The sequence below is a fragment of the Gilliamella sp. W8123 genome, from assembly GCF_016101085.1.
Lineage (GTDB): Bacteria > Pseudomonadota > Gammaproteobacteria > Enterobacterales > Orbaceae > Gilliamella > Gilliamella apis.
Map to the genome: position 1 here is coordinate 1 of NZ_JACFRE010000013.1, position 12,946 is coordinate 12,946.

A 12,946-nucleotide genomic window follows, 5' to 3' on the forward strand; every position below is an offset into this window, starting at 1 on the left:
ACATTAATAATAAAAGTACCAACACACCAAAATCTTACCTCCTATTTTTAGCCCTATTTTGATTTCAAAAAACCCCGTTCCTCAAGTTTTTTTGTTTGATGAGTTTCGGACGTTTTGTTGTTTTGTGGTTGTTTCTATACGGTGATTACGTCCGAGTTAAGAGGGTTGGCGCCAACCTCACTCAGTTGTCAGCACCATTACCTTTGTAAAACTATTATTCTTTAACGTCCTGCTATTATTTATATACCTACTATACAGTCCAAGGTTTAAGAACTAAGAAATTAGTATTAAGGATAAACGCAAATCCCATGGTCGACGGATGTATAGCGAGACGCATTACCACTGTCCGAGCTAACAACAAACTGGTGACTACTCGCGCTTTGCACATCACTCGTCCAATAAGCATAATAATTGAATTCAGCAGAGTCGTAATAAGACATAGATCCCCACTCTGCAAAGAATCCCCCACCAATGCGACGCTGGTAATAATTATTAGGTGATGAAGGTCTAGCACCAACTACACCTTCACACCAATGACCTGAATTCGCTCCTTGACAAGACGTATTAGTAAGATCTCTAACATTAGGCATGCGGTATTTAATATTAGCACACCAAGATGATATATCAGGATAATGAAATTCCCGATGACCACGATTAACGAACCATTGATTTAATTTAAAACCATACTTGACAACCTCGTTACCTCGACTATCTGGGCTATCGCGACCGATTATCTCAAATACCTGAGGCAAAGATGGTCTGTCGATTTCACCAGGATTATCTGATTGCCATTGCAATGGTTTCGCTACTGGGCCGGTTAGGGTAACGCGAACGCTGGTATTAGTTGAATTGGTCATAGTTGCCGTAATACCACCAAGAGAAACAGGTGCCCAGTATAAGGCCTGATTATTACCACCTATTTCTAAATCAAAATACAAATTATTAGCACCCGTAGTCGGAAAATTTAAATCGTAAGATGAAGGCATCACCGACTGAGGAATAAAACCCTTATCAGGATTCCATATAGAACGCGGACCAGCATAATAATCACTTCCATTAATTAAAATTGGCCTAGCAAAGCAGACCGAAGGCGTTGCCTTAGGATTGATATAATACGTTACATCACCAGCACTAAAACGACTTTCATTAGGGACACCATAACGTGTTTTTAATGTACCGCTAGTATTAGATAAGGTTAATTTATATGGTGCTTTACAGATATCCAGTACTTCATTACGAGCCACAGCATGATAATCTTTATCAACAATGGATAACCTTAAACTACCTGTAGCGGAGATACCATTAAGCCCTTGACCATCGCCATCGTCGTCACCCCAATAATGATAAGGCGTGTCAATAAGTGAACTTAATGCGATAGAATCTGTATTTGTTGGGACTAACATAGCAATATCCGCAAAGCTCTGACCTGCAGTAGGTAAAACGATAGGATTGACTAAACTTGAATTATTGGTTGTGGGCGTATATTTATCACCATTCGAAAGGGATATCCCGAGCAAACCGTCGGTATTTGTTACTTGGGTGCGACCATTGTCAAAAGTTAAATATGGTGCTGAGCCATAAATAATATTGGTCGTTTTAGAGGTTAAAGCAAGGCTTGAATAGGAAGTTATTAGCAACAAGCCAAATGAGAAGCTTAAAAAGATCTGCTGAGATAAAAAGGAATGATGCCAGAATGCCGATAAGATTCGCGGAATTCCATAAAATTTCGTTAAAAATTTAATTGGAATGAAAAATAAAAGTTGAGAGCTTAACTTTAGAAAGATTGAATTATAGGTTGAGCAGGTTGGGTGTTGGGTGTTGGGTGTTTAAAATTATAATACATATTCGACATTCCTGTCAATTAAATTAATGATTAATTTACAATTTTACACCAATAAGTATAAAATTTATCCATTTATATAAATATAGTTCGAAAATTATAGTGATTGGAAAAAACCATGCAACTTTTTTTGACGGTTTAATTGTTAACTTTTGTAAAGAAGAACACTGATAGCTCGAAAACAGCACGGTTATTTATTGTTTATTAGAAATAATATCCCCTTTATCCCCTCTTAAAAAATCACCATTTTTAATATTAATAATTTGCAGATTAGGCTTTTGATTTTGACAATTTTATAATCGTTTTTAGAAGGTATTTTGCGTTTAAAAAACCCCGTTCCTCAAAATTTTTGGCTGTTTGAGTTTCGGACGTTTTGTTGTTTTGTGGTTATTTCTATTCGGTGATTACGCCCGAGTTAAGAGGGTTGGCGCGAACCCTCTTTACAATCTCCCGCGGCGACCACGCAAGTGGTCACGATGTGACTGCCTTCCGCCTTCGTTCGGTCTTAACGCACCGGCTGTGATTTGTTCCTGACAAAGCACCGCCTTGGCAAACATCCCTGTTTGCCATGCTAACCTCACTCAGTTGTCAGCACATTGCTAATGTCGCTAAATTAAATACACCAAACTTATTTGCCAAAATAAACTCTTATTATTGGAACTAGCTGATTTTATAACTAAATGGTCCTGACACTAATTATCAACAACTAATTATCAACAATAGTTAAAGAAGATAATTAGATTGTCAAAACATCATAAATAGTTATTAGTAAAAATCTGTTTTAGACGTAATAGAGATCGCTTTTTATCTCTTGTTTAAGCCTGTTAACTAGACTTGCATATTTCTGCTTTCTAGTTTAATTTAGCAACACAAATTTTTTATATTTCGAGACTAAACATGACAATATCATTTAAAGAGCAGCAACAACGAATCAATTTTGTTAAACAATTTTTTGCCGAGCAATTAGCAAATAATCTATCATTAATTGAAGTTCAAGCACCAATATTGAGTCAAATTGGTGATGGCGTTCAAGATAATTTGTCAGGTACCGAAAAAGCCGTTCAAGTTAATATTAAAAGTATTCCTAATGCACAATTCGAAGTTGTTCATTCACTAGCTAAATGGAAACGTAAAACGTTAAGTCAGCACAATTTTCCTGTTGGTGAAGGCATTTATACAAATATGAAAGCTCTGCGCCCGGATGAAGATAAACTCTCGCCTATTCACTCTGTTTATGTTGATCAATGGGATTGGGAAAAAGTGATTCGTCCTGAAGATCGCAATTTAGCTTATTTAAAACAAACGGTTGAAAAAATTTATAGTGCGATTAAAGCGACTGAAAAAGCAGTCTCTGAAAAATATCATCTATCACGTTTTTTACCCGAAACAATTACCTTTATGGATAGTGAACAACTGTTAAAACGTTATCCAAATTTATCACCGAAAGAGCGTGAAAATGCAATTACCAAAGAGTTGGGCGCCGTATTTTTAATTGGTATTGGTGGTGAATTATCAAATAATGAAAAACATGATGTCCGTGCTCCTGATTATGATGATTGGAGTAGTGATAATGAAATGGGTTCAAAAGGCTTAAATGGTGACATTTTAGTTTGGAATCCGGTGTTAAATAGTGGTTTTGAAATCTCATCAATGGGGATCCGTGTCGATCCAGAAACCTTAAAACGGCAATTAAAACTGACTAATAATGAAGATCGCCTCCAATATGCATGGCATAAAGCATTAGCTAATGGTGATTTTTTACAAACAATTGGTGGTGGAATTGGCCAATCACGATTAACCATGTTACTTTTACAGCAACAACATATTGGTCAAGTACAAGCAAGCGTTTGGGACGATGCCACTAAACAAAATTATTCAAAACTACTTTAGTTTAAAAATTGTTTAAATATAGTTCAAATTCAGCATACTTTACCCATAGTGGTAAAGTATGTTTGTTATTTAAAACGTTTATCTAAACCCATTTGCCAGAAACCAATTTCAAGTTTAGTTGCTTGCCTAAATAATTTTGTTAAATGTTCAATGCAACTATCCTCTAAATTTACTAAGCTGATCAAGCCAAGCTATTTTATTTGGCATTGTTTGTTGGAATTTATTGCTAGCATATTTGTTAACCCAACTGTTATATCTATGGTTATTTCTTGCGAATCAGTTTGGCAAGTCTTGTTTAGTGATATTAGCAATGTGTGACAACTGAGTAAGATTAGCATGGCAAATAGGGATGTTTGACAAGGTTGTTTTTGTCAGGAACAAATCACAGCCAGTGCGTTAAGAGCGAACGAAGGCAGAAGAGCGAATAGAATGACGGCATGATGACTTCTTTTTATAAAAATTAGTAATTAAGGAGTACAACAGACTTGTAGAAAAACGTGTTTTATACTCCCTTCGCCGGTACTAACCGAATCAGGTTCAACGGCTATAATCTCAGCCTAGGGCACCCCGGATAAATACAGATGAATAATAGTTCAGCAAATAAATAACAATTTTTATAAAGATAGTAGTTTATTAACCGTTACTATTTATTCAAATGTTCTTTATTTATTTATTAATTAACCGATAGATCTTCTATAACTATAGCTAATAATCAGTGATTATTCTGTCTTCGAGTCAATTTGCTGATTATCTTCTGAAGATGGTGCTACTTTTTCTTGTTGAGAAGATTTCTCTAATTCAGCTTGTTCGGCTTGCTGATTAGAAATTGAAGACTCTTGTTGTTTTGCTTCAGTTGTTACCGAATTATCTTGTGAACGAACATATACTATCTTTTGTTGACCACGATCACACGATCCGACAATTTTACCTGCAACGCCTTGCTCAGCTTGCTCGGATGGAACTAAATTTAATTGAAAACTGCTTTCATCAACACCATTGTTTTTGATTTTCTCAGCGATACTGGTACTAATTTCTTCACAATTAGAAGCTGCGGCAACCATTGGCAGACCTAACAATAAAACCACGACTAACTTTTTCATACCCTTTCCTATAAATTATAAATAATAAGTTTTGTTACATTGTAAAACGATTGATAAAACTGTCCATATCGTTATAAGCGATATGATAAATAAATTTTATCAATTTATTAATGAAGTTAGCGCAAGATTCTAACCGATTAATCTTGCTTATGCTGGCTTTCAAGTACTCTCAATTTATCTAAAACCCAACAGCGAATATCGGCTAATTCAGCTTCAGACAATCGATTAACAAAATCTCTTTTTTCATGAAGTTGTTTACGATCCTCATCAGTCAAAACAACCCCTTTTAAATTTAATAATACTTCTTTACGGTACATAGAATAGATAAAATCTTTTATCAAATCGTCAGAAAGATTAATGTTAGCCATTTTGATTTCCTTATTTTATATCTTTAACGCTCATACGATTAAGTCGACATCTAAATTAATAACATGAACACTCAATACAAAAGAGTATTAAAAAATAAACACTGTTTAATAAACAGCCGGATCTCCAATATAATCTAATCGCAAATAGATGACAATAATTGAATCTGATAATGCAATTTAAAACTTAGTTTTTTAGTTAAAACTAAATTGTGAATTATTCACTTAATTATTTGATAAGTATTTAACAAACCTGTTGATAACCTTGCAACACATTGATAAATAAAAACTTAATGTCAAGGTTAAAATTTAATCTGCAACAGAATAATCCATTTTTGAAACCAAACACTCTATATTTGTCAACAGAAATCATCTAACGATTTGATAAAATTTTGATAAAAAAATACAGCATAAGGTTTAAATTATGCTGTATTGAAATAAGACAAAGAAGTATAACAATAAATTTACAATGCCGTAAAAAATGCAATTAAACCGAACAAAACACCAGGGGAATTAGCTATAGCAATCGGCCAATCTTTTTTAGGTTGTAATAATCCATAACAAACCCATAACGAACAGTTAATTGCTGCCGCTAATGGTTGAGTTGGATTGGTTTTAAAACCATGAAGATTGTCGATAATTTGCGGAATATATGACACATACATGCCTAATGATGCAATCGTTGCAACGACGCCTAAATAATGGAAAGCTTTGGGTGAAAGATTCAAGATCAGCCTACCTGCTTAATGTGAATGGAAAAATTAATCTATCATAGATAATCAGCGATTTAAACCTTATTCTACCTAGCTTTTAGACAATTTAATGTAAATAAAATGATAAAAAATAGCTGATAAAATTAGTAATATTTTGATAATAAAAATAAAAAAATTTGAGGAACGGGGTTTTTAAAGCTTAAAAATCCCCCCACACTTTCCCTGAAATTGCTTATAAAACTAAAATCAGCTCACACTAACCATTAAAGTTTATTGCTTGCCAAGTGTTTACTGTATTTAATTTAGCGAGATTAGCATGGCTAACAGGGATGTTTGACAAGGCAAGGCTATGTTTTGTCAGGAACTTAGAACTTTCCATAATCAATAAGTTAATGCAGATTTTATGATGTGTGATCAAAGCAAATTTTTTTCAAAATGTCCATAACTTAATCGGATAGCCCCCAACTTATCACCAAAGTCAGTACCTTGCGAAACAATGATATGTTTTGACAACAACTGATTTAATATTGTCAGTTCTTGTGCAGCATTATTAACTGGTAAATGAGCATATAAATGAAAACCTCCGGTTGGGACTCGGTAAATAACATCACCATTAAAATAATCATCCAGCCAATCCATTAATTGGTTAGCTTTATTCTGCAACTGATGGCGAAGCCATTTTTGATGTGTTTGATAATGGTGACTTAAATATTCCTCGGCTAATAGTTGCGGTAAAATACTTAACCCAGAGTCAATGTGATGGCGGATATTGGCTAATTTTTCGATAATTTCAGTTGGTGCTATCATCCAACCAATACGTATATTACGGCCGATATATTTGGATAAAGATCCTAAATAGACCACTTGATTACTTGCATCGAATTTTTTAATCGGTAAAATATTGGTCTTTTCATCAAAAGCTAAGCCACTATAGGCATCATCTTCAACAATACCAATACATTGCTTTCGACAAAATGCCAGTACCTGCTTCTTGCGCTGATTACTCATCACACAACCAATTGGATTTTGAAAAATAGGATTTAGAAATAACCATTTTATTTGCCGCTCTAAGGTGACTTTCTGTAGACTCTCTAAAGTAATACCCTCATCATCACATTCAATACCGTATAAACGCAATCCTGCTGCTTGAAATAATGGTAATGAATAAAAGTATGATGGTGATTCAATACCTATCGCATCGCCAGGTTTTAATAATCCTTGGGTAATTAAAAAAAGAGATTGTTGAGTACCCGAGGTAATAAGAATTTGTTCAGTATCAACCAACATAGCAAATTGTTTCTTCATATAATAAGCAATTTGCTGCTTAAGCGAAGGAAGCCCTAATTGCAACATGTCGCTCTTCTTTTCGTAAGCAACCATTTCATGGGAAGTAATATTGGGTAATATTAATTTGGGGATCATATTAGTGGGCAAATCACCATTAGCTAAATCACAAACATGATCCATTTGCTGCCGAACCTGTGCCACTTTTTGTTGGTATACATTTTGACGATGATGATAAAAATTGGCTGGCAATCGCCAATTAATGGTCGAATAAGCTTGCAGCCCCCACTTTTGTTCATTAACAAAAGTCCCACTACCCTGCTTTCGCACTAATATCCCTCGTTCAGTTAAGATATCTAGCGCATGCACAATAGTTGAACGGTTAACTTGTAGATCCTTGGCTAAATTACGCTCCGATGGTAATCGTTCACCGGCTATTAACACACCTTGTTCGATATAGTTCTCAATCAATTGCATGACTTTTTTAAATAATGCGCCATTAAAAAGGCTTAATTTTTGTTTATTCCACATCTTTTATTTACTAAGTTTTTTAGAACTTATTACCTTAAATGCAAAATTGGATGGGTTAATTATAGTCCAATTGGCTGTTTATTGCAGTGCTTTAATTTTGAATAATAGTCCTGACATTAGACAACTAACATTAATTAATCAGGAGTAGCAATGAAACAACATACCGGTACACAAACAGTAAAACGTGGAATGGCACAAATGCAAAAAGGCGGCGTGATAATGGATGTCGTCAATGCCGAACAAGCCAAAATCGCTGAACAAGCTGGTGCCGTAGCAGTTATGGCTTTAGAACGTGTTCCTTCCGATATTCGTGCTGCTGGTGGCGTCGCAAGAATGGCCGATCCGACCATTGTTGAAGAAGTAATGAAAGCAGTAACAATTCCTGTTATGGCGAAAGCGAGAATTGGCCATATCGTTGAAGCACGTATTTTAGAGTCAATGGGAGTGGATTATATTGATGAAAGCGAAGTGCTAACGCCTGCTGATGAACAATATCACTTATTGAAAGATGAATTTACTGTGCCTTTTGTCTGTGGCTGTCGAGATTTGGGTGAAGCATTACGCCGAATTGGTGAAGGTGCCTCTATGTTACGCACCAAAGGCGAACCCGGAACAGGCAATATTGTTGAAGCGGTTAGACATATGCGTCGGGTCAATGAACAAATTCGTTTAGTCGTTGGCAAATCAAAGGATGAACTTATGACATTGGCCAAAGAAATTGGCGCGCCATATGAATTAGTATTACAAATTAAACAACTTGGTAAATTACCTGTGGTTAATTTTGCTGCTGGTGGTGTAGCCACGCCTGCTGATGCAGCATTAATGATGCAACTTGGTGCTGATGGTGTATTTGTCGGTTCGGGTATTTTTAAATCACAAAATCCAGAAAAATTTGCTAAAGCGATTGTTCAAGCAACTACTTATTTTGATGATTATCCAAGATTAGCTGAATTATCCAAAGGATTGGGTGAAGCCATGAAAGGGATTGAAATCAGTAAATTAACCGAATCAGAAAGAATGCAAGATCGAGGCTGGTAATGACAACAATTGCCAACTTAAAAGCTAACAAAATCATTGGGGTGCTTAATTTACAAGGTGCCGTAACTGAACATTTAAACATGTTGGCTAGCATTGATTTTGTGTGCCCTATTGCAGTTAAAAAAACCGAACAATTGCGTCAACTTGATGGCTTAATTATTCCCGGTGGTGAATCAACAGCAATCAGTCGTTTAATTAGACAAAATGATTTATTTGAGCCAATCCAAGCATTTGCTAAACAAGGTAAAGGTATTTTTGGCACCTGCGCTGGGTTAGTTCTTTGCGGAACTGAAACGAATCATAATGAGGTTGAACAACTAGGACTAATAGATATTCTTGTTGAAAGAAATGGCTTTGGGCGACAAATAAATAGCTTCGAAACAGTGTTAGATATTGCACCTATCGGTCAGCAAATTCCTGCGGTATTTATTCGTGCCCCCTATATTGCCACAGCAGGTAAACAAGTAAAACAACTCGCTTTTGTTGATAATCATTGTGTAATGGCGGAACAAGATAATATTTTGCTATGTTCATTCCATCCAGAACTAACTACCGATAACCGCATAATGCGCTATTTTGTTGAAAAATGTTAACGATTAAAATGTAGTCCATTTTTAAACTATAAAAATAGCAAATTTTAGTAATATTTGATTATTGGCACTAATTATTAGTGCCATTTTTTTGTCTTAAAAACCCCTCTCCTCAAAATTTTTTGGGTTATTTGAATTTCGGACGTTTTGTTGTTTTGTAGTTAGTTTTGCGGTTATTTCTATACGGTGATTACGTCCGAGTTAAGAGGGTTGGCGCCAACCCTCTTTACAATCTCCCGCGGCGACCACGCAAGTGGTCACTACGTGACTGTCTTCCGCCTGCGTTCGCTCTTAACGCACCGGCTGTGATTTGTTCCTGACAAAGCACAGCCTTGGCAAACTTCCCTGTTTGCCATGCTAACCTCACGCAGTTGTCAGCACATTGCGAATGTCGCACCACAAAATCGCTTTTTATCGCCCACTTCGTCAACGTCAACACCATTGCCTTGGCAAGTCAATGATTGTTTGATGTCCTAAAGTTATTTTTCTTATCCTCAGCTTCAATACCTAAGAACTAAGAAATAATAGCTAAGGATAGACACAGACTCCGAAGAGTTTGGTATTCTCTACTGTTATGGTAGGGTAGGAATACATAGTACCCCAATCCGAGTGAACATAAAAAGAATATTGGTTGTTATTCGTCTTATCACTCGCCCAATAGCTAACGAAGTAGAAGTTAGTATCAAGGTAATAGAGCATACTACCCCATTCCGTGAAAAATCCGGCACCAATGTAACGACTGAAAAACACATCAGGTGACGAAGGCGTTGCCTCTACTAGATCGTTACAAGCGTCTTCTGTATTATTTCCCCGACAAAACGAATTAGTTAAATCCTTGACATTTGGGACACGGTATCCTCCAATCTTATTACACCAAGATGATAGACTAGAAAGGTTACTTGTATAATCACCACGATTAGCAAACCACTGCTTTAACTCAAATCCATATTTGACCACCGCATTACCCCTACTATCACGACCGACCAACTCAAATACCTGCGGTAAAGATAGTCTGTCGATTCTATCTGGATTTTCTGATTCCCATTGATTAGGGTCTGTAACGGCAGGACCTGTTAGGGTGACTCGAACTTCGTTACTTGCTGAATAGGTCATCGTCGCCGTAATACCACCATGAGAAACCGGCGCCCAAGATAAGGCCTGAGCATTACTACCCCCAATAATTAAATCAAAATATAACTTATTAGCTCCAGTAGTCGGGAAGTTTGAACCATAAGACGACGGCGTAACTGACTGTATTAGAAAACCCTTATCAAGGTTCCATATATTAACAGGACCAGGAGTATTATGTGAAACGTTGTGCAAGCTAGGTTTAGCAAAACAAATCACTGGCGCTGCCTTAGGATTAATATAATAAGTGGCATTACCTTCCGTAAAACGACTTTCATTAGGTACCCCATAACGTGTTTTTAATGTACCTTCATCATTAGATAAGGTTAATTTATATGGCGCTTTACAAATAGTCGGCACTTCATTACGGGCAACAGAATTATTGTCGTTATCAACAATAGTTAATTTTAAACTACCGGTAGCGGTGACACCATTAACTCCCTGACCATCGCCATCATCATCCCCCCAATAATTATACGGTGTGCCAATAAGTGAACTTAATGCAATAGAATTAGTATCCGTTGGTACTAACATACCAATATCCGCAAAACTCTGCCCCTCAACAGGTAACTCGATAGGATTGTCACTTGAATCATTGGTTGTGGGAGTAAATGTTCTACCATCAGAAAGGGATATCCTGAGTAGCGATTCGGTATTGGTTACCCGGGTACGACCACCATCAAAGGTTAAATAAGGTGCTGAGCCATAAATAATATTGGTCGTTGTAGTGGTTAATGCATAATTAGCAAAAGAAATAGACTGTAAAACAACCACGGTTAATATGAAAACCATCGGCCGAGATAAAAAGGCTAAACCAAGAAATTTTGAAAAATTTTGCTGAATTTGTTGGAAAAATAAACTGCGGTTAAATAATAAACGATGCGAGCTTAACTTTACTAACGTTAAATTATAGGTTGGGCAGGTTTGGTGTTTGGTGTTTGGTGTTTTAAATTATAATGCATATCGACAACCCTGTCAATTAAATTGATGATTTATTTGCAATTTTATGCCTGACAGCATAAAATTTATCCAATTATATAAATATAGTTCAAAAATTATAGTGATTGGAAAAAACCATGCAACTTTTTTTGAAGGTTTTATTGTTAACTTTTGTAAAGAAGAACACTGATAGCTCGAAAACAGCATCGGTTATTTGCTGTTTATTAGAAATAATAGACCCTTTAACCCCCTCTTTAAAAATCATCATTTTTAACCTACTCAATAAGCAGTGTATTTCTAAACTACCTACACGGTAGCGAACTAGAATCCAATATACTATAAATGCAGTTGGCAAAAAGAAGAAGCGCAATTTTACTATTAAAAACCCTTTTTTAAGTGATTTTTTAATATATTGATTTTTAAATACTTTATTTTAAGTCAAAAAAAAGGGTTAGCAATAAGTAGGAATTTAAGTTTCAAAAACCCCGTTCCTCAACTTTTTTATCTTAAAAATCCCAATCCTCAAAAATAACCCCGCCCCAGTTGGGGCGGAAGGCTGTCGCCATAACATTGCTTTAGCCATTTACGTCATAATTCGCTTGGTTATTGAATTAATCATCCTTTAAAGGGGCTGCGGCACAAACTCCAAAACGAGTATCACCTCCATTGGATATAAAGCCACTAGATGCGTAGCCACTATAGGCGTAAACGATAAACTCAGTATAATTACTAGCTTGGCCAGGGTCGCTAGTCCAATAGCCGAATCTGAAACCAGCATCAGCGTAGTCCTTTAAGTCGCCCCACTCCGAAAAGAAACCGGCACCAATTCTACGCTGATAATGATTACCAGTTGATGAAGGTGTCGCACCAACTGCACCCTTGCATATGTTGCCACCTGTATTAACCCCCTGACAAATCGCGTTAGTCAAATCCTTGACCTTAGGCATACGGTATCCAATATCACTACACCAAGACGATACACTTTTATTAGTATAAGATTCAGTTCCACGATTGACAAACCACTGCTTTAACTGGAAACCGTATTTGACGACTTCTTCCCCACTTTGACTGTCTCGACCAACTAACTCAAATGTCTGTGGTAATGTCGGATTGAGTATAGTTTCCAAACTACTTGGATTACTTGAATCCAATTGCTCATCTTTAGCAAATGGACCCTTTAGGCTAACCCGCACACTTTTATTTGTTGCTTCCGTCATCGTAGCTGTAATACCACCATGAGAAACTGGCTGCCAAGATAATTCTCGATAATTACCTCCTATATCTAGATCAAAGTATAAATTATGGGCCCCTGTAGTAGGGAAATTCAAATCATAAGACGACGGATTTTTCGACTGTGTAATGAACCCCATCTTTTCATTCCACATTGTAGCAGGACCTCGGTAATCCGTTACTCTAACAAGAGTACCTAATCGCAAGTTCGGCTTTGCAAAACAGACCTCTGGTGGTGCCTTAGGATTAATATAATATGTCGCATTACTAGCATTAAAATCGCTACCTTTAGGAACGC

General features: G+C 36.3%; 10 protein-coding genes and 1 riboswitch. Of the genes, 3 read left to right on the forward strand and 7 right to left on the reverse strand.

Going from position 1 to position 12,946, the window contains the following annotated elements:
* Positions 1-287: 287 nt before the first annotated feature.
* Entirely contained in the window at positions 288-1,640 is a 1,353-nt protein-coding gene (locus H3T56_RS11335; RefSeq protein WP_198193060.1) for a hypothetical protein, read from the reverse strand.
* A gap of 1,097 nt (positions 1,641-2,737) precedes the next feature.
* Between H3T56_RS11335 and asnA the strand changes: the two genes are divergently transcribed.
* On the forward strand, positions 2,738-3,730 hold the full coding sequence (gene asnA, locus H3T56_RS11340) for an aspartate--ammonia ligase (RefSeq protein WP_034903383.1): 993 nt from the start codon (positions 2,738-2,740) through the stop codon (positions 3,728-3,730).
* 490 nt (positions 3,731-4,220) lie between these two features.
* Positions 4,221-4,310, reverse strand: a riboswitch (TPP riboswitch).
* A gap of 139 nt (positions 4,311-4,449) precedes the next feature.
* Here the strand turns inward: asnA and H3T56_RS11345 are convergent.
* The 4 genes from H3T56_RS11345 to H3T56_RS11360 all read right to left on the reverse strand — a co-directional run bounded on the left by H3T56_RS11345 (position 4,450) and on the right by H3T56_RS11360 (position 7,723).
* Complete coding sequence (locus H3T56_RS11345; RefSeq protein ID WP_198193062.1) at positions 4,450-4,830, reverse strand: DUF1161 domain-containing protein; 381 nt, start codon at positions 4,828-4,830, stop codon at positions 4,450-4,452.
* A gap of 137 nt (positions 4,831-4,967) precedes the next feature.
* On the reverse strand, positions 4,968-5,198 hold the full coding sequence (locus H3T56_RS11350) for a hypothetical protein (RefSeq protein WP_065578946.1): 231 nt from the start codon (positions 5,196-5,198) through the stop codon (positions 4,968-4,970).
* A 461-nt stretch (positions 5,199-5,659) separates the two neighbouring features.
* A complete protein-coding gene (locus tag H3T56_RS11355; RefSeq protein WP_034903376.1) occupies positions 5,660-5,923 on the reverse strand; it encodes a SemiSWEET family transporter in 264 nt (87 codons plus the stop codon).
* Positions 5,924-6,322: 399 nt separating this feature from the next.
* A complete protein-coding gene (locus tag H3T56_RS11360) occupies positions 6,323-7,723 on the reverse strand; it encodes a PLP-dependent aminotransferase family protein (RefSeq protein ID WP_198193064.1) in 1,401 nt (466 codons plus the stop codon).
* A 150-nt stretch (positions 7,724-7,873) separates the two neighbouring features.
* Between H3T56_RS11360 and pdxS the strand changes: the two genes are divergently transcribed.
* Together pdxS and pdxT are read left to right on the forward strand one after the other, a co-directional pair.
* The gene (gene pdxS / locus H3T56_RS11365) at positions 7,874-8,761 is read left to right on the forward strand and encodes a pyridoxal 5'-phosphate synthase lyase subunit PdxS (RefSeq protein WP_065578948.1); all 888 of its coding nucleotides are present in this window, start codon (positions 7,874-7,876) and stop codon (positions 8,759-8,761) included.
* Positions 8,761-9,354 (forward strand): pyridoxal 5'-phosphate synthase glutaminase subunit PdxT, encoded by a 594-nt coding sequence (pdxT, locus tag H3T56_RS11370; protein WP_198193066.1) that lies wholly within the window; start codon positions 8,761-8,763, stop codon positions 9,352-9,354. Before pdxS ends, pdxT begins: the two co-directional genes overlap by 1 nt.
* Before the next feature lie 525 nt (positions 9,355-9,879).
* Here pdxT and H3T56_RS11375 read toward each other — a convergent pair.
* Together H3T56_RS11375 and H3T56_RS11380 are read right to left on the reverse strand one after the other, a co-directional pair.
* Positions 9,880-11,271, reverse strand: coding sequence for a hypothetical protein (locus tag H3T56_RS11375; protein ID WP_198193067.1), 1,392 nt, complete (start codon positions 11,269-11,271; stop codon positions 9,880-9,882).
* Positions 11,272-12,029: 758 nt separating this feature from the next.
* Positions 12,030-12,946: hypothetical protein (locus H3T56_RS11380; protein WP_198193069.1), on the reverse strand; the 917-nt coding region annotated here is incomplete at its 5' end.